Here is a 16,393-nt window from a genome sequence, read left to right as displayed (position 1 = left end):
TGAACGACGAAACCTCAGGGCGTCCCGGTTGCCCGCGCAGCGGGCGGGAGGTCGTCGACGTCGGCGGCCGCCACGGACGCCGGGTCGGCCGGCAGCTGCGCCACCTGCTCGCGGCACCACACCGACACCGTCCGGCTCCCGTCGAGGACCCCCGCCCGGAACGCCGGCCACGGCTCCCAGCGGGCGTCCTCGACCTCGTCCGGGTCGGGTGTCACGGCGCCCTCGGCGGAGCCGACGAAGACCGGGCACATCTCGTTCTCGACGACGCCCTCCTGCTCGGCGCGGTAGCGGAACCGTGGCAGCACGAGCCGCAGGCCGGTGACCGTCGTGCCGAGCTCCTGCTCCACCCGGCGGCGTACGGCGTCCTCGAGCGGCTCGTCGGGAGCGGGGTGGCCGCAGCAGCTGTTGGTCCACACGCCGGGGAAGGTCCGCTTGTGCAGCGCACGGCGGGTGACGAGCACGTTGCCGTCGCCGTCGAAGAGGTAGCAGGAGAACGCCAGGTGGAGGGGGGTGTCGGCGTGGTGGACGCCGGCCTTGTCGGCGGTGCCGACGGCCTGCCCGTCCTCGTCGAGCAGCACCACCTGCTCGGGCGTGACGGTGTCGGTCGTGCTGGTCTCGGTCGTGGTCATGCGGGCCTCCCCACGGGTCGGGCGAGCTGGTTGACGGCGGTGTCGAAGAGCCACGGCAGCGTCGTTGCTGCCGGGACCAGGTGCCTGCGGACGGACGCATGGGCGGTGGCGCGCAGGAGCGCGTGCGTGAGGAGCTCGTGGCGTGCGCCCAGCCGGCGGGCCAGCCGGTCGTAGCGGTCGGTGCGGCCCTCGGCGACGCACGCGACGGCGACGCGCGCCTGGGCCAGTCCGAGGGCGAGTCCCTCGCCGGTGAGGGCGTCGACGTAGCCCCCGGCGTCGCCGACGAGCAGCACCCGTCCGGCCGACCGGGAGCGGGCGCGCTGCCGCAGCGGCCCGGCCCCCATCACCCGCGTGCGCGGGCCGGTCAGGCGCTCCTGCAGCAGCGGGAAGTCGTCGAGGAGGTCCTCGAAGCGCGAGCCGGCGTCGCCCAGCACCGCGACGCCGACGAGGTCGTCGTCGACCGGCGTCACGTAGGCCTCCGCGCGCGGTGACCAGTGCACCTCGACGTACGACGTCCACGGCGCCTGCTGCACGTGGCACCGCAGGCCGAAGCGTCGTCGCCCGTCCACCGGTGCGTCGAGGCCCACCATGCGGCGCACGGGGGAGTGCAGCCCGTCCGCGGCGACGAGGTGGCGGGCGGGCTCCCCGTCGACCAGGACGTGGTCGCCGGCGTCGTCCACGCGCGTCACCGCACGGGGGTCGAGGGTGATGCCGGCGGCGGCGACCTCCCCGGCGAGCGCGTCGTGGAGCACGGTGCGACGCACGCCGCGACCCGGACCGCGGGAGAAGCGCGCCGTGGCTCCCGGGCCCCCGGCCGAGCCGTCGAGGTAGCGGATGCCGCTCAGCTCGCGCCCGCGCGGGTGGACCCCGAGGGCGGCCAGCTCGGCCACGGCCCCGGGCATCAGCCCCTCGCCGCACGCCTTGTCGATCGGGCCGGTGCGCGGCTCGCGCACGACGACGGAGAGCCCGGCTCGGTGGGCGTGCAGCGCCGCTGTGAGGCCCACCGGCCCGCCGCCGGCCACCACGAGGTCACGCACCGGCCGGCTCCGCGCTCGGCAGCGTCGCGAGCGCCGCGTCCTCGACCCGGATGCGTACGACGAGGAGGGCGGCGTTGAGGACCGTGAACACCAGGGCGGTGATCCAGGCCGCGTGCACCAGCGGCAGCGCGACGCCCTCGACGACGACGGCGACGTAGTTGGGGTGGCGCAGGAACCGGTAGGGCCCCGACGTCACGGGCGCCATGCCCGGCACGACGATCACGCGGGTGTTCCAGCGCGGGCCGAGGGTCGCGATGCACCACCAGCGCAGAGCCTGGGACGCGACGACCAGGGCGAGCATCGACCAGGCCAGCAGGGACGGCACCTGAGGTTGCCGGATCCACGCCTCGGCGAGCGCGCCGACCAGGAGGGCGGTGTGCAGCACGACCATGAACGGGAAGTGCCCCAGGCCGTGCTCGACGCCGCCGCGCTCGCGGCTCCACCTCGCGTTGCGGGTGGAGACGACCAGCTCGGCGACCCGTTCGAGACCGACGAGTGCCACCAGGACGGTGAAGGCGACGAGGCTGGTCACGCGACGGCCCTCAGCAGCACCAGCTCGGAGCAGAAGCCCGGGCCCATCGCCATCAGGACGCCGTGGCTGCCGGGCGCGGGCGGGCGCTCGCGCAGCGTGTCCTCGAGGACCTGGAGCACCGAGACCGACGACAGGTTGCCGACGCGGGCCAGCGAGTCCCAGGTCAGCCGGACCGCCTCGCGCGGCACCTCGAGCGCCTCCTCGAGGGCCTCGATCACCTTGGGGCCGCCGGGGTGGCAGACCCACCAGCCGATGTCGGCGCGGGTGAGCCCGTGGTCGGCCAGGAAGGCGTCGACGTCGCCGCGCACGAACCTGCCGACGAGGGTCGGCACCTCGGCGTCGAGCACGATCCGCAGGCCGCTGCCCGTGACGTCGAAGCCCATGGTGCGCTCGCTGTCGGGGTAGAGCCGGCTGCGCGAGTCGAGCACCTCGACCGGACCCGGCCGCCCCGACCGGCCGGACCGGCCCACCGCGACGACGGCGGCCGCACCGTCGCCGAAGAGCCCGCTCGCGACCAGGTTGGGCACCGAGGCGTCGTCGCGCTGGACGGTCAGCGAGCACAGCTCCACGGCGATGAGGACCGCGGTGTGGTCGGGGTGGCCGAGCAGGTAGTCGTGCACGCGGGCGATGCCGGCCGCCCCGGCGACGCACCCGAGCCCGACGAGCGGCATCCGGCGGACGTCCTCGCGCAGCCCGACCTGCGCGGCGATGCGCGCGTCGAGCGAGGGCACGGCGAGCCCGGTGACCGTCGCGGTGACGACCAGGTCGACGTCGGACGGGGTCAGGTCCGCCGCCTTCAGCGCGTCGACGAGCGCCCGGGAACCGAGCTCGACGGCGTGCTCGATGAAGAGGTCGTTGGCCTGCCCGAAGTCGCCCAGTCCGGCGTACTGGTCGAGCGGCAGGACGGTGTGGCGTCGCTCGACCCCGGCGTTGGCGTGGAAGCGCCGCATCAGGGACCGGTCGAGGCTGCGCTCGGAGATGAACTCGCCGAAGGCCTCGGTGATCTCCTCCTGCGGGTGGGAGTGCGGCGGCAGTGCGCCTCGTACGGAGAGGATCCTCATGTCAGCCACCTCGGGGTGTGGGGGTCGTGGGCAGGTCGGGGGGCAGGTTGGGCGGCAGGTCGGGGGTGGGTCCGTCCGGACGGTCGGGACGGGCCAGGCTGCGCACCAGCCCGCCCGCCAGTCGGGCGTCGATGCGACCGCCGCCGAGACCGAGCTCGACGAGCGCGTCGAAGGCGTGCCGGTCGCGGCCGGCGGCGCGGATCCCCGCGTCGACGATGCGCGGCGACCGGGCCAGCCGCCCGGCCGCCCAGGTGTGCCGCAGGTGCGTGGCCAGCAGCGAGCGTACGACGCGTCGGTGCTCGGCGCCGGCGTCCGCCGGTCGCCCGGCCCGTACGGCCCGCGCGGCGGTGCGGCCGGCCGCGACGCCGGTGGCGACGGCGTAGTAGATGCCCTCGCCGGTCAGCGGGTTGACCAGACCGGCGGCGTCGCCGACGAGGAGGACGGGCCCGTCGGGCTGGTCCCAGCGCCAGGAGCTCAGCGGGAGGTGGTGGCCGCGCCAGTCGCCGCCGGTGCGCGCCGCACCCGGCACGAGCTCCTCGAGCTGGTCCAGGAGCAGGCGACGGCTCGGGGCACCGCCGCTGCGCTCGTCCGGCAGCAGCTCGCCGTAGCCGACGTTGGCCAGCCCGTCGCCGCGGTCGAAGGCCCACGCGTAGGACGGCTGGCGGCGGGTGCCGTAGCGGATGACCTGTCGACCGGCCGTCTCGGGCGTGGTCGGCGCGTAGCCGCGGATCGCGATCGCCCGCGGCTCGCGGCGCTTGCCGAGCAACGCGGTGCGGACGAACGAGTGGGCGCCGTCGGCGCCGACCACGACGTCGGCCGACATCTCGCCCGACACCACTGGGGTCCCGGTCCCCGTCCGCGTCAGGGAGGTGGCGCGGTGCGTACGCAGCACGGCACCGACGGCCACGGCCCGCTCGACCAGCCGGGCGTCGAGCACCCGGCGCGGCACGACGTGCACCTCGCGACGCATCGGGCCGGCGACGGAGACGTCACCGTGGGCCAGCTCGAGGTCGCGCAGCGGTGACCAGCCGTCGACGACATCGGCCGCCCCGACCGGCGCAAGGGCGTCGAGCACGTGGGGCGCGATGCCGTCGCCGCAGGACTTGTCGCGGGGGAACTCGCTGCGGTCCAGGAGCAGCACGCGCAGGTCGGGGTCCTCGGCCAGCGCGCCGAGCGCGGTGGCCGACCCGGCGGGCCCGGCGCCGACGACGACCAGGTCCCAGTGCTCGGTGGCGGTGTCATGGCTCATCGCGCGACCACCAGCAGCAGGGCGTCGACCAGCGCGATGCCGACCGCTGCGACGAAGGGGGACCGTCCGGTGCCCACGACGACGACGGCAGCGAGGGCGAGCACGACGGTGACCACCGCGACGGTGACGACGAGCGGCGGGCCGGACCCGACGAGGACCACGACGGACGCCGTGACGAGGACGACGGCAGCGACGGGTCCGATGCGCTGCGGGCCCAGCCGGTGGGGGAGGCCGCGCACGCCCGTGGCGGCGTCGTCGGCCAGGTCGGGCAGCACGTTGAGCAGGTGGGCCCCCACGCCGAGGAGGGCGGCGCCGACCGGCCACCACCACGGCGGTGCCTCGCCGTCGGCGAGGGTGACGACCGCGGTGAGACCGCCGAAGGACACGGCGTAGGGCGCCCACGACCACACCGTCGTCTTGAGCCAGAGGTTGTAGGCCCAGGCGGACGCGACGCAGGCCAGGTGCACCAGGCCGGCGGCAGGTCCGAGCGCGAGGGACAGCACGACGCAGGCGACCACGGCCGCACCGCACGCGGTCCGGACGACGGCCACCGAGCCGGTGCCGGTCGCCAGGGGCTTGTCGCGGCGACCCGCGGCGCGGTCCCGCGTGCGGTCGACGAGGTCGTTGCTCCACCCGACCAAGAGCTGGCCCGCGAGCACGGCGGCCACCAGCACGACGGTCGTCGTCGGAGCCAGGCCCTGCGCGACGGCGAGCAGGCCCGCCAGGACCGTGACCGCCAACGCCGGACCGGGGTGCGCCGCCCCCACCAGCGCCCTCACGGGCGAGGGGCTGGTGACCTCCGGGCCCACCGGTCGGGTGGTCACCGCGTGCCCCAGAGCGCGTCGGGCTCCCGGGTGAGCCAGCCGACCAGGCGCGCGGCGCCGACACCGACGACCGCGACGAGCCAGCCCGCGAGGACGTCGACGACGTAGTGCTCGCCGGTGTAGACGAGCGTGAGCGCCATCGCCAGGGCGTACGCCGCCAGCAGCACGCGCGAGACCCGCGACACCGACGGCCACAGGAAGAGCGCCGCGAGGAGCGCGGCCCCGGCGTGCAGCGAGGGCATCGCGGCCACCGGGTTGCTGCCCGACTGGCCCAGCTGGACGAGGCGGCCGATGCCGTCGAGCCCGAGCCCCTCCCAGCCGAGGTGGGAGATCCGGTCGATCGCGCCGATGTCGCCGCGCTGCGCGGCCAGCCAGGGCGGAGCGGCCGGGTAGGAGAGGTAGCCGGCGATGCCGAGGAGCGACATCGACAGCACGGCGGTGAGCCACTCGCCGAACCGGTCACGCAGGCGGAACCACACGACCGCGGTGATGAGCGGGATGGTGACGAAGTGGGTGACGTAGACCAGCGCGGCCACGACGTCGTACCAGTGGGGGGAGCCGTCGACGAGACGGCCCTGCAGCCACACGCTCGGCACCGCGCCGAGCAGCGCCTCGTCGGCACGAGCCGGTCCGAGCACGTGGAGGCTGGCACCGAGCCGGTTGGTGTCGGCGCCGTCGCCCACCCCGAGCGGCGCGGTGACCCACTGCGCCACCCAGTAGGCCACCAGGATGGCGCTGAGCGGCGACCAGGCGATCAGCAGCTGGGCGATCGGACCGTGGCGGGAGTCCGTCGCCGGTGCGGGGGCGATCCCGGGCCGCGGCGCCGCCGCGGTGGACTCGACGGTGTCGGTGCGCGAGGTCGCGGGGCTGGTCATGGCGCGCTCCGCCGGCGCGCGAGCCGCTCGAGGACCGCCTGGGTCCGGAAACGGTTGTAGCGCTGGATGGCGATGAACGGCAGGTTGACCAGCACGCCGTAGGCGGCGAGCAGGGCCGCGGCCAGGGGCGGGTTCCAGAGGACGAAGAGCGGGCTGCACCACATGGCCCACCAGTGCCCCATTTCGGCCCGGCGAGTCTCGCGCACGAACATCTCGAGTCCCGCGGCGTCGCGCGCGGGCAGCTCGCGCTTGCTGACGCCGCCGGCGAACAGGGCACCCGCCTCGGGGACCCGGTCCTTCCAGCGGTGGATGTGCAGGCGGCGTCGGTACCAGCGGCCGCGGTCCTCGAACCTGCGCTCCCGCAGTCCCCAGCCGTCGCGTGCCAGCCGCTCGTCGCTGAGGCGGTGGGCGGCGTAGCCCGTGGCGGCGTGGAAGACACCCCACGCGACGACGTCGACCACGATCGTGAGGGTCTGCGGCATGACGAGTCGCAGCATCAGGCCACCCCCTCCCCGGACCGGTGGTCGGCGAGGGAGACCTCGCGGCCGCGCCACGACACGGAGCGGCGTACGGCGGTGAGGGCGAGCGAGCGCGCGAAGACCAGGTCGAAGGCCAGCAGCGGCACCGGGAACAGTGCCCACGCCCACCACCGGAACGAGCCGGCGCGCCCCAGCATCCACCGCAGCTGCAGGGCCACGGCGACGTAGGCCACCCCCCACAGAGCAGGGCTGCCCACCACGAGGGACGAGCCCCGCCCGGCGACGGCGACGAGGAGGGACAGGAGCGCCCCGACGGCCACGGCGTGGTGGGCGCTGATCCAGGCAACCGTGGCCGCGGTGGCCGCAGGCGCCGCGGCGGACGCCCCGGAGGCGATGTTCTTGGTCCACCCGGCCACGAGCTGGCCGAGGCCGCCGGGATAGCTGCGCATCCGCACCGCGGCACCCCCGACCGCGCACCACACCGGCAGCCCGGCCCGGTGGTAGGCGGCTGCGAGGGCGGCGTCGTCGAGGATCTCGCCGCGGACGGCCTCGTGGCCGCCCGCGCGCTCGTAGTCGTCGCGCGAGGTCAGCAGGCAGGGCCCGAACGCCATCGGCGCGTGGGTCGGGCGTTCCCGGGCGGCGCGACGCGTGAAGGCCTCGCTGGCCATCAGGGCGACCACGTTGAAGTAGGCCGACAGCTGCTCGTAGGGGCGTACGACGTCGTGGTGCGGCTGCACCGACACCAGCCCTCCGTGCCGGGCGTGGGCGGTCAGCAGGCCGGCGAGCGCGCCGGGCTCGAGGACCGTGTCGGCGTCGAGCAGGAGCAGCAGGTCGCCCGTCGTCGCCCCGGCGCCGACATGGCAGGCCCATGCCTTGCCGGTCCACCCGGGCGGCGGGGTGCCGGCCGGCACCACACGCGCGCCGCTCGCCCGCGCGACCGCTGCGGTCGCGTCGCGGGACGCGTCGTCCACCACGACGACCTCGAGGACCGCCGAGCCCTGGGCGGCCACCGACCGCAGCAGCGCGGGCAGGGTCTGCTCTTCGTCGCGGGCCGGCACGACCACCGAGACCGTGGGCACCGGGAGCGCCGCGGCGCCCGCCCGGTCGTCGGGTCCGGGCAGTGTCCGCAGGTCGGCCAGCAGTCGCTGGGCCCACGCCGCTACCGCGAGGAGGAGCACCGCGAGCACGAGGTCGACGAGGAGGGCGGACGTCACGGGGAGCCCGTCCGTCGTACGACGAGCGGCATCCCGCCGCGGGGGTGGACGGCCACCTTGGCCTCCGCCACGGGGCGCGTCCACGCGCCCGGGCCGCCGGGCACCTCGAGCCGGTGCTCGCGCAGCAGCTCGGCGAGCACGACGACCATCTCCCCGAGCGCGAACTCGCGCCCGATGCAGAGCCGGGGTCCCTGGCCGAAGGGCAGGTAGCCGGTGCGGGCGGTGCCGTCGAGGAACCGCTCGGGGCGGAAGGCCTCGGGCTCGGGCCAGAGGTCGGGGCGGCGGTGGACCAGCCACGGGCTGATGATGGCCAGCGTGCCGGCGGGCACGGGTCGCCCGCCGAGCTCGTCGTCGCGGTGCGAGCGGCGCGAGATGGCCCACGCCGGCGGGTAGAGGCGGAGAGCCTCGTCGACGACGGCGCGCGTCCACGGCAGCCGGTCGCGGTGACCCACGAGCGGCACGGGACCGGCGTGGCGGGCGAGCTCGTCGCGCACGCGCCGTTGGGCCACCGGGTGCTCGGCCAGCAGCATCAGGGTCCAGGCCAGAGCGGCGGCCACGGTCTCGTGGCCGGCGATGACCATCGTCACGAGCTCGTCGCGGATCTCCCCGTCGTGCATGCCGCTGTCGAGCAGCAGGCCGAGGAGGTCGTCGCCGTGGTGGGCCGTCGCGCCGGCGTGGGCGTTGCGGGCCCGCCGCTCGGCGATGATCGCGGCGGCACCGGCGTCGAGGCGCCGGCGTGCGGAGCGGAGCCGGAGGTTGGTCCGGGTCGGCGTCCACTCGGCGCGGGGGAGGATCGACCGGCCGAGCCGCACCACGAGGTCGGCTGCCTCGCTCGTGGCGGCCAGGAGGTCGTGGGCCTGGTCGGACAAGTCGGTGCTGAAGAGCGCCCGCCCGACAGCGTCGAGGCCGATGGTGTGGGTCAGTGCGGCGACGTCGACCACCTCACCCGAGCGGGCCGTGCCGCCGAGCCGTGCGGTGATGGCCGTGCGGGCGGCGGCGCGCACCTCGTCGCCGACCGCCTCGAGGCGCTGGTGGTGGAAGGCCGGTGCGGCGAGGCGTCGGTGGTCGATCCAGCTCGGTTCGGCCGAGGCGAGCAGGCCGGGCCCGGTCACCCGGGCGAGGGCGGCGTACTGGACGGTGTCCTTGCCCCAGCTGCGGGCCGAGGTCTGGAGCACGTGCTTGACGTCGGCGGGGTCGTTGAGCAGCAGGGCCGGCGCGCCGGGCACCGGGAAGGAGACGGTGTCGCCGAAGCGCTGCGACACCTCGCCGAGGAAGGTGAGCGGGTCGGCGCGGACCGACCGGAAGGCCCGGGCCATGTCCCACGACGTCGGACCCGGGACCCCGACGTCGGTCGGCTGCATCGCCTGCAGGCGGGTCGCCACGCTCATCGGCGCACCTCGCGTCGCTGGCCCAGCCAGGTCCACGCCACGCAGCTGCAGAGCACCAGCCCGAAGCCGAACATCAGGTCCTCCACCGGGGCGTAGAACAGGCGGCCGTCACCGAACATCGTGATCCGTCCGCTGCCGATGATGGCATCGCCGGAGTAGCGCACGATGCCGCGGCCGGTGAGCCAGCCGTTGGTGAGGAGCTGGAAGAACACGATGATCGCGTAGGCGCTCCACCAGTCACGGGTCGAGGTGACGCGCGTCCGGGCGACCCACCGGTCCAGCACGAGGGCCAGCGGCACGCAGGCGAGGGCGATGGCGGTGTAGGTCACGTGCCCCTCACCTCGCCTCCCCGCGTGCCCGTGGCGTCCAGGGGCGTACGCCGCGCCGGGCCGCGCTCACGCCCTCGAGCGTCAGCACCGACACGACCGGGATGACGACGAAGAAGGCGATCTCCTCCAGCGGCAGGCCGACCAGCCGCCACGGCAGCGTCTGGTCCTCGTCGAACCACCAGTGGCCGACGTGCGTGGCCCACAGGTCCCACAGCAGGAACGGTGTGCCGGCGAGACCGATGGTGAGCAGCAGGCGCCCCGGCTGCCGGAGCACCTGCAGCCGGAACGCGGGCACCAGCGGCAACGTGCCGGCCAGGCAGAACGCCAGCATGGCGACGTAGGACCAGTGGGGCAGGCTCATCAGGTGATCATGCCTGCACCGGCAGGCTCGACCGGTCGCCGGTGAGCCGCTTGAGCACGAGCTCGGCGCTGATCAGGCACATCGGCAGGCCGACCCCGGGCACCGTGCTCGCGCCGGCGTAGAGCAGCCCGTCGACCTTGGCCGAGACGTTGCCCGGGCGCAGGAACGCGCTCTGGCGCAGGGTGTGCTCGAGGCCGAGGGCACCGCCGCGCCACGAGTGGTAGCGGGTGGCGAAGTCCTCGGGGCCGACGGTGTGGCGCACCCGGATCCGCTCGCGCAGGTCGGGGATCCCCGCCCAGGACGCGACCTGGTCGATCGCGGCGTCCGCGGTGCGCTCGACGGTCTCCGAGCCCGCTCCGTCGTCGCCGCCGCTGCCGATGGTCGTGTCGGCCGGCACGGGGACGAGCACGAACAGGTTCTCGCAGCCCTCCGGCGCGACGCTCGGGTCGGTCTCCGACGGCTTGCAGACGTAGATCGAGGCGGGATCGGGCACGCGGGCATCCTTGCCGAAGATGTCGCCGAAGTTCTGCCCCCAGTCGCGGGTGAAGAACAGCGAGTGGTGCGGCAGCTCGGGCAGCCGGCCCTCGACGCCGAGCATCGCCAGCACGGCGCCGGGCCCGGGGGAGCGGTCGCGCCACGCCGGCTCGGGGTGGGTCTGCAGCTCGGTGGGCAGCAGCGCGGTCTCGAGGTGGTGGAGGTCGGCCGCCCCGACGACGACGTCGGCGTCGAGCGTCTGCAGCCCGCTCGCCGACTCGTGCTCGACGCCGGTCACCACGGGACGTCCACCTCCTGCGTCCGAGGTGAGGATCCGGGTGACGGCCGCCCCGGTGTGCAGGCGCGCGCCGTGCTTCTCCGCGAGGTCGGCGATGGCCCGGATGAGCCGGGTGAACCCGCCCTGGGGGTAGAGGACGCGGTCGCCGAGGTCGAGGCGGCTCATCAGGTGGTACATGCTCGGCGTGCGGCTGGGGGAGGAGCCGAGGAAGACCGCTGGGTAGCCCAGCACCTGCCGCAGCCGGTTGTCGGTGAACGAGCCGGCGACGTGGCTCTCCAGCGACCTCGTCAGCAACCGGCCGAGCGCCGGCGTCCGGCGTACGACGTCGGGGTGCACGAAGGCCGTGGGCGAGTCGAAGCTCGTGTAGAGGAACCGACGCACGGCCATGTCGTAGGTGTCCTCGGCCGAGCGCAGGTAGGCGTCGAAGCGGTCTCCCGCCCCGGGCTCGAGCGACTCGAACAGTGCGCGGTTGTGCTCCCGGTCCGGCCGCAGGTCGACCGGCTCGGGGTGGCCCTCGAAGAACACGCGGTAGCTCGGGTCTAGCACGGTCAGGTCGAGCTCGTCCTCGGCCGAGGTGCCGAGGAGCTCGAAGAAGTGCTCGAAGACCTCGGGCATGAGGTACCACGAGGCGCCGGTGTCGAACCGGTAGCCGTCGCGCTCCACGCTGCCGACGCGGCCGCCGAGGTCGTCGTTCTTCTCGAGGAGGTCGACCGAGTGGCCGCGCGAGGCGAGGAGCGCCGCGGTGGCGAGGCCGGCGATGCCGCCGCCGACGACCACGACCCGCTGGGGCGCACCGTCTCCCGTCCTGCGGGGCGTCGGGGCGAATCGGCTGAGGCGATCGGGCAGGCGGAGCGTCACGAGCGTCCTCCCCGCAGCGAGCTGGCGGCCAGGCGGAGCTTGACCGGCGTGGGGACCCGGACGCGGGTGCGTCGGATCTCCTCCGGCGAGGCGGCGCGCAGCCGCTGGGCCAGCTCGGCGAAGGTCGCGTGGGCCGCCCGGACCGCGCGGCGACTGCTCGGGGGGAGGGTCGGCACCACGGCGGCGGCCGCACGCAGGTCGTCGTCGACGTCGTCGAGGATGCGGTCGCGGTCGGCCTCGCAGAACGTCTCGACGTCGAGGCCGGGGAAGTAGTCGCGGCGCAGCAGGTCGTGGTCGTCGGACAGGTCCCGCACGAAGTTGAGCTTCTGGAAGGCCGCACCCAGGCTCCGTGCGCCGGGGGAGAGCCGCTCGTACTGCTGGTCGCGGTCGGGCCGCGCGTCGGGCGCGGCCAGGAAGGCGCGCAGGCACATCAGCCCGACGACCTCGGCCGAGCCGTAGACGTAGCGGTCGAACGTCTCCTGCGTGTGCGACCCGGTGTCGAGGTCGGTGCGCATGGAGGTGAAGAACGGGGTGACGATCTCGGGCTCGATGCCCACGGCGATGGCCGTGCGGGCGAAGGCGTGCACGACCAGGTTGCCGCTGTAGGCGGTGCGCATCGCGTGCGCGACGTCCCCCTCGAGCCAGTCGAGCATCGTGGCCCGGGCCGATCGGTCCAGCGTCGGGTCGGGATTGTCGACGATCTCGTCGGCCACGCGCACGAGCGCGTAGATGTTGCGGACCTGGGTGCGCACCGGCTCGGCGAGCAGGCGCGAGGCCAGGCCGAACGAGCTGGAGTATTCGCGGATGACGACGGCCGAGCTCGCCTCGGACACCGAGTCGTAGAGGCTGCGGGGGGCGCTGCGGCCCACGAAGAACGTCATGCCGCCACCTCGCTGCCGTCGGCCAGGACGGCCGGTCGGACGGCCACGCCGTCCAGCAGGTCGGCCGGGATCCCGAGGCCGTCGAGCACCGTCCGTGCCTGGGCGAAGTGGCGCTCGGCGAGGTCCTCGACGAAGCGCCGGGAGCCCGAGGCCACGAGCAGGTCCCGTGCCTCGGCGAGCTCCTCGTCGCTCAGCTCCCGGCCGAGGTAGCCCTGCAGCTGCAGCCACGCCGAGGTGGTGCGCGCGTGCACCAGCAGTGGCGTCTGCTTGCGGGTGCGCAGGTCGCACGTCGCGCTCTTGCCCGAGCGCGTGGGATCGCCGAAGACACCGATCAGGTCGTCCGCGAGCTGGAAGGCGATCCCCATCGCGCGACCGACCTCGCCGAGCCGGTCGATGGTCGACGCGTCGGCCCCGGCCAGCACCGCGCCGGCCTGGAGGGGGAGGATGAAGGAGTAGGCGCTGGTCTTCTGCGCCTCCATCTCCAGGCTCTGGGCGAGGGTCGCGGGGGCGAGGTCGAGGGAGTGCCGGACGTCGGCGAGCTCGCCCGCGGCGGTCCGGTGCAGCGCCGTGTCGAAGAGGTCGAGCAGCCGCCCGACGACCGGCGCCGGGGCACCACTCAGCGCGACGGTGCGGACCGCGGCCGCGAGCGCGAGGTCGCCGGCCAGGATCGCTGCGGTGAGGCCGTAGCCGGCGGCGACCTCGGGCTCGGCTCCGTCGACACCGGCCAGTGCGCGGAAGGTGCCGCTGACGTTGGGGCGCCCGCGCCGCACGTGGTCGTCGTCGATGACGTCGTCGTGGATGACGAAGGCCGTGTGGAGCAGCTCCACGGCCGCCCCGACCTCGGCCGCGGCGTCCGGCGACCCGCCGCCGAGCGCGTCGTGGGTGGCCCTCACCAGGGCGGGGCGGAACCGCTTGCCTCCCTCGGTCGCGGCGGACAGCGCCTCCCACAGGAGCGCGTGGTGGGCGTCGATCGCGGCCGCGCGTCGGCGGCCGTCCTCGAGGATCCGAGCCAGTGCCGCGTCCGTATCGGTGCCGATCATCTGTGCCTCCCGCAGTTCGACCGTTCCTTGGTGTCCAAACCTATGCAACACTTCCAACTAAATCTAGGCACGATGCAAAGGAGTGGACAAGGTTTGGACGCCCATGCTCGCGCATCCCTCACTATCGGTGATCTGGCCCACAGGACGGGAGTACCCATCTCGACGCTCCGGAGCTGGGAGAAGCGTTACGGCTTTCCGGAGCCCCGTCGTCAGCCCGGTGGGCACCGGCGCTACAGCGACGCCGATGTCGACGCCGTCCTCGACGTCCTGGCGCGCCGCCGTGGCGGCCTGTCGCTCGCCGCCGCCGTCCACCGTGCCGAGGCTCCGCAGGTCCGGTCGGGCTCGGTGTTCGCCGAGCTCCGGCGCCTCCACCCGCTGCTCAGGCCGCAGGTGCTGTCGCGCCGCACGCTCGTGTCGATGAGCCATGCGATCGAGGACGAGTGCGCGGCGCGCGCCGCCGACCCGGTGCTCGTCGGCGGGTTCCAGCGCGAACGGTTCCTCCGTGCCTCCTACGACCGCTGGCGCGAGCTCGCCCGGACCGCGCAGGTCGCCGTCGTCTTCGCCGACTTCGACACGCGTGACGCCGCCCCGCCCCGTCGCGGGGCCCCGGTGGAGGTCCCGATCCCGCCGGAGTCGCCGCTCAACCGCGAGTGGCTCGTCGTCTGCGACGCCGCCGACCTGCCGGCGTGCCTGGTCGCGGTCGAGCGCCCCGGTGGGGGTGCCGATCCCGCCGCCGAGCGCACGTTCGAGGCCGTCTGGTCGGTCGACCCGCAGGTGGTGCGCGACGCCAGTCGCATCGCCACCACGCTGGCCGACGACCTGCGTCCCGGCTGGCGCGACGCGCTCGACGTACCACCCCAGCCGGACCCGCCCGGGGCGTCCGAGGACCTCTACCGGGCGACGCTGCTCTTCGACCGGATGGTCGCCTACATCGACGCGGCCCACTGACGCGGCCCACTGACGCGGGCCGTTGACGGGGGGCGGGTTAGGGCCACCTAACCTGTGCGGGTGCCCGAGCCCGCCACCCCCGATGCTGCCCCCGATGCTGCCCCCGACGTCGTCCAGCCGCTGCGTGACCTCTGGCGCCGCTACGGGGCCTACCGCACCCGGTTCGTGGGCGCCGTCGCGGCGTCGACGGTCAACAAGGTCGCCGACGTCGTCCCGGAGCTGCTGATCGGTGCGGCCGTCGACGTGGTGGTGCGCGGCGACGCGTCGTTCGTCGGCGAGGTCCTCGGCGTCGAGTCGCGCTTCGCGCAGCTCGGCTGGCTTGCGGTGATCAACGCCGTCGTGTGGGTCGTGGAGTCGGTCAGCCAGTACGTCGCCAGCGTCCTGTGGCGCGGCCTGGCGCAGGGCGTCGAGCACGACCTGCGCGTCGAGGCGTACGACCACGTCCAGCACCTCGACCTCGGGTGGCACGAGAGCCGTCCCGCCGGCTCGACGCTCGCCACGCTCAACGACGACGTCAACCAGCTCGAGCGCTTCCTCGACGTCGGCGCGCCGGCGATCCTGCAGACGGCGCTCAACGTGCTGCTCGTCGGCGCGGTGTTCGCCGCCGCGTCGGGCCAGCTGCTCGTGCTGGCCTTCCTGCCGATCCCGCTGATCGTGATCGGCTCGCTGGTCTTCCAGCGCCGCCTCGAGCCGCTCTACGACCGGGTCCGGGTCGCCGTCGCCGACCTGTCCAGCACCCTCTCGTCCAACATCTCGGGCATCGCCACCATCAAGGCGTTCACCGCCGAGGACCGCGAGCGCGACCGCGTCGCGTCGGTCTCGCAGGCCTACCGCGAGGCCAACACCGACGCGATCCGATCGTCGGCCGCCTTCGTGCCGCTGGTGCGGATGGCGATCCTGGCGGGCTTCACCTGCACGTTGCTGCTGGGCGGCTGGGCGACCCTGCGCGGCGACCTCGAGGTCGGCCTCTACTCCGTGCTGGTCTTCATGACCCAGCGCCTGCTCTGGCCGCTCACCGAGGTTGCTGAGGTCCTCGACCTCTACCAGCGCGGGCGAGCGTCGGCGGCCCGGATCCTCGGCCTGCTCCAGGTGCCGGTGACCGTGCCGGCCGGTGCCACGGCGCTCGAGCGTCCCGTGGCCGGTCGGGTCGAGCTGCGCGGCGTCCGGGCCGGCTACGCCGACGGCCCCGACGTGCTGCACGGCATCGACCTCGTGGTGCCGGCGGGTGAGACCCACGCGATCGTGGGCTCCACCGGCTCCGGGAAGTCGTCGCTGCTGCGCCTGGTGCTGCGCTTCGACGACCCGCGTGAGGGGCAGGTCCTCTTCGACGGCCAGGACGTGCGCGGCCTCGACTGGGACTCGCTGCGCGGGTCGCTGGGCTACGTCGCCCAGGACGTCTTCATGTTCGCCGGATCGGTCGCCGACAACATCGCCTACGGCCGCCCCGGCGCCACCCGCGAGCAGGTGCGCGAGGCCGCCGAGGCGGCCGCGGCGCTCGACTTCATCGACGCGATGCCCGACGGCCTGGACACGTGGGTGGGGGAGCGGGGCGTGACCCTCTCGGGAGGCCAGCGGCAGCGGCTCGCCCTGGCTCGCGCACTGCTGCGGGACCCCGCGGTGCTGGTGCTCGACGAGGCGACCAGTGCGGTCGACAACGAGACCGAGGCGGCGATCCAGCGCTCGCTGCGCCATGCCACCGCCCGGCGTACCGCGATCGTGGTCGCCCACCGGCTCTCGACCGTCCGGCACGCCCACCGCATCTGGGTCCTCGACGCCGGCCGGGTCGTGGAGGCCGGGACGCACGACGAGCTGATCGACCGCGGCGGGTCCTACGCCGCCCTGTGGCGGGTCCAGACCGGCGAGGCGGCGGAGCAGGTCGTCGCCGTCGACGCGACCGCCGACGTCTGATCGGGGCC

At 74.7% G+C, this 16,393-nt stretch carries 17 protein-coding genes; 2 read left to right on the top strand and 15 right to left on the bottom strand.

The window, feature by feature from the left end; all coding sequences use genetic code 11:
* Positions 1 to 14: 14 nt before the first annotated feature.
* The 15 genes from idi to Q1B24_RS04080 are packed head-to-tail and all read right to left on the bottom strand — an operon-like array spanning position 15 to position 13,529.
* Entirely contained in the window at positions 15 to 629 is a 615-nt protein-coding gene (gene idi / locus Q1B24_RS04150) for an isopentenyl-diphosphate Delta-isomerase (protein WP_299923615.1), read from the bottom strand.
* A complete protein-coding gene (locus Q1B24_RS04145) occupies positions 626 to 1,666 on the bottom strand; it encodes an NAD(P)/FAD-dependent oxidoreductase (protein ID WP_299923612.1) in 1,041 nt (346 codons plus the stop codon). Before Q1B24_RS04145 ends, idi begins: the two co-directional genes overlap by 4 nt.
* The gene (locus Q1B24_RS04140) at positions 1,659 to 2,198 is read right to left on the bottom strand and encodes an isoprenylcysteine carboxyl methyltransferase family protein (RefSeq protein WP_299923609.1); all 540 of its coding nucleotides are present in this window, start codon (positions 2,196 to 2,198) and stop codon (positions 1,659 to 1,661) included. The genes Q1B24_RS04145 and Q1B24_RS04140 overlap by 8 nt, the downstream gene beginning before the upstream one ends.
* The gene (locus Q1B24_RS04135; RefSeq protein WP_299923606.1) at positions 2,195 to 3,259 is read right to left on the bottom strand and encodes a 3-oxoacyl-[acyl-carrier-protein] synthase III C-terminal domain-containing protein; all 1,065 of its coding nucleotides are present in this window, start codon (positions 3,257 to 3,259) and stop codon (positions 2,195 to 2,197) included. The genes Q1B24_RS04140 and Q1B24_RS04135 overlap by 4 nt, the downstream gene beginning before the upstream one ends.
* A 1-nt stretch (position 3,260) precedes the next feature.
* Positions 3,261 to 4,508, bottom strand: a complete 1,248-nt coding sequence (locus Q1B24_RS04130; RefSeq protein WP_299923603.1) for an NAD(P)/FAD-dependent oxidoreductase — start codon at positions 4,506 to 4,508, stop codon at positions 3,261 to 3,263.
* The gene (locus Q1B24_RS04125; protein WP_299923600.1) at positions 4,505 to 5,332 is read right to left on the bottom strand and encodes a UbiA family prenyltransferase; all 828 of its coding nucleotides are present in this window, start codon (positions 5,330 to 5,332) and stop codon (positions 4,505 to 4,507) included. Before Q1B24_RS04125 ends, Q1B24_RS04130 begins: the two co-directional genes overlap by 4 nt.
* Positions 5,329 to 6,207: a phosphatase PAP2 family protein gene (locus Q1B24_RS04120; protein ID WP_299923598.1), complete on the bottom strand. Its 879-nt coding sequence runs from the start codon at positions 6,205 to 6,207 to the stop codon at positions 5,329 to 5,331. The genes Q1B24_RS04125 and Q1B24_RS04120 overlap by 4 nt, the downstream gene beginning before the upstream one ends.
* Positions 6,204 to 6,704, bottom strand: coding sequence for a hypothetical protein (locus tag Q1B24_RS04115; RefSeq protein WP_299923596.1), 501 nt, complete (start codon positions 6,702 to 6,704; stop codon positions 6,204 to 6,206). The genes Q1B24_RS04120 and Q1B24_RS04115 overlap by 4 nt, the downstream gene beginning before the upstream one ends.
* On the bottom strand, positions 6,704 to 7,900 hold the full coding sequence (locus Q1B24_RS04110) for a glycosyltransferase (RefSeq protein WP_299923594.1): 1,197 nt from the start codon (positions 7,898 to 7,900) through the stop codon (positions 6,704 to 6,706). The genes Q1B24_RS04115 and Q1B24_RS04110 overlap by 1 nt, the downstream gene beginning before the upstream one ends.
* Positions 7,897 to 9,288, bottom strand: coding sequence for a cytochrome P450 (locus Q1B24_RS04105; protein ID WP_299923592.1), 1,392 nt, complete (start codon positions 9,286 to 9,288; stop codon positions 7,897 to 7,899). Before Q1B24_RS04105 ends, Q1B24_RS04110 begins: the two co-directional genes overlap by 4 nt.
* Positions 9,285 to 9,617, bottom strand: coding sequence for a lycopene cyclase domain-containing protein (locus Q1B24_RS04100; RefSeq protein WP_299923590.1), 333 nt, complete (start codon positions 9,615 to 9,617; stop codon positions 9,285 to 9,287). Before Q1B24_RS04100 ends, Q1B24_RS04105 begins: the two co-directional genes overlap by 4 nt.
* A 7-nt stretch (positions 9,618 to 9,624) precedes the next feature.
* The gene (locus Q1B24_RS04095) at positions 9,625 to 9,978 is read right to left on the bottom strand and encodes a lycopene cyclase domain-containing protein (RefSeq protein WP_299923587.1); all 354 of its coding nucleotides are present in this window, start codon (positions 9,976 to 9,978) and stop codon (positions 9,625 to 9,627) included.
* Positions 9,979 to 9,985: 7 nt separating this feature from the next.
* Positions 9,986 to 11,608 (bottom strand): phytoene desaturase family protein, encoded by a 1,623-nt coding sequence (gene crtI / locus Q1B24_RS04090; RefSeq protein WP_299923584.1) that lies wholly within the window; start codon positions 11,606 to 11,608, stop codon positions 9,986 to 9,988.
* Positions 11,605 to 12,489: a squalene/phytoene synthase family protein gene (locus tag Q1B24_RS04085; protein ID WP_299923581.1), complete on the bottom strand. Its 885-nt coding sequence runs from the start codon at positions 12,487 to 12,489 to the stop codon at positions 11,605 to 11,607. The genes crtI and Q1B24_RS04085 overlap by 4 nt, the downstream gene beginning before the upstream one ends.
* Positions 12,486 to 13,529: a polyprenyl synthetase family protein gene (locus Q1B24_RS04080; protein WP_299923578.1), complete on the bottom strand. Its 1,044-nt coding sequence runs from the start codon at positions 13,527 to 13,529 to the stop codon at positions 12,486 to 12,488. Before Q1B24_RS04080 ends, Q1B24_RS04085 begins: the two co-directional genes overlap by 4 nt.
* 93 nt (positions 13,530 to 13,622) lie before the next feature.
* On the opposite strand from Q1B24_RS04080, the gene Q1B24_RS04075 reads away from it, so the two are divergent.
* On the top strand, positions 13,623 to 14,477 hold the full coding sequence (locus tag Q1B24_RS04075) for a DICT sensory domain-containing protein (protein ID WP_299923575.1): 855 nt from the start codon (positions 13,623 to 13,625) through the stop codon (positions 14,475 to 14,477).
* A 60-nt stretch (positions 14,478 to 14,537) separates the two neighbouring features.
* Positions 14,538 to 16,385, top strand: coding sequence for an ABC transporter ATP-binding protein (locus tag Q1B24_RS04070; RefSeq protein ID WP_299923572.1), 1,848 nt, complete (start codon positions 14,538 to 14,540; stop codon positions 16,383 to 16,385).
* The last annotated feature ends 8 nt before the right edge of the window (positions 16,386 to 16,393 follow it).

It is taken from the genome of uncultured Nocardioides sp. (assembly GCF_947488025.1).
Taxonomy (GTDB): Bacteria; Actinomycetota; Actinomycetes; order Propionibacteriales; family Nocardioidaceae; genus Nocardioides.
The sequence above is the reverse complement of the archived record's forward strand: the minus strand, read 5'-3'. Positions and strand labels throughout refer to the sequence as shown.

Excerpts from the sequence above, each read along its gene's own strand:
- idi (WP_299923615.1), bottom strand. The coding sequence starts at position 629 with ATGACCACGACCGAGACCAGCACGACCGACACCGTCACGCCCGAGCAG.
- Q1B24_RS04135 (WP_299923606.1), bottom strand. The coding sequence starts at position 3,259 with ATGAGGATCCTCTCCGTACGAGGCGCACTGCCGCCGCACTCCCACCCG.
- Q1B24_RS04130 (WP_299923603.1), bottom strand. The coding sequence starts at position 4,508 with ATGAGCCATGACACCGCCACCGAGCACTGGGACCTGGTCGTCGTCGGC.
- Q1B24_RS04120 (WP_299923598.1), bottom strand. The coding sequence starts at position 6,207 with ATGACCAGCCCCGCGACCTCGCGCACCGACACCGTCGAGTCCACCGCG.
- Q1B24_RS04115 (WP_299923596.1), bottom strand. The coding sequence starts at position 6,704 with ATGCTGCGACTCGTCATGCCGCAGACCCTCACGATCGTGGTCGACGTC.
- Q1B24_RS04105 (WP_299923592.1), bottom strand. The coding sequence starts at position 9,288 with ATGAGCGTGGCGACCCGCCTGCAGGCGATGCAGCCGACCGACGTCGGG.
- Q1B24_RS04095 (WP_299923587.1), bottom strand. The coding sequence starts at position 9,978 with ATGAGCCTGCCCCACTGGTCCTACGTCGCCATGCTGGCGTTCTGCCTG.
- Q1B24_RS04085 (WP_299923581.1), bottom strand. The coding sequence starts at position 12,489 with ATGACGTTCTTCGTGGGCCGCAGCGCCCCCCGCAGCCTCTACGACTCG.
- Q1B24_RS04080 (WP_299923578.1), bottom strand. The coding sequence starts at position 13,529 with ATGATCGGCACCGATACGGACGCGGCACTGGCTCGGATCCTCGAGGAC.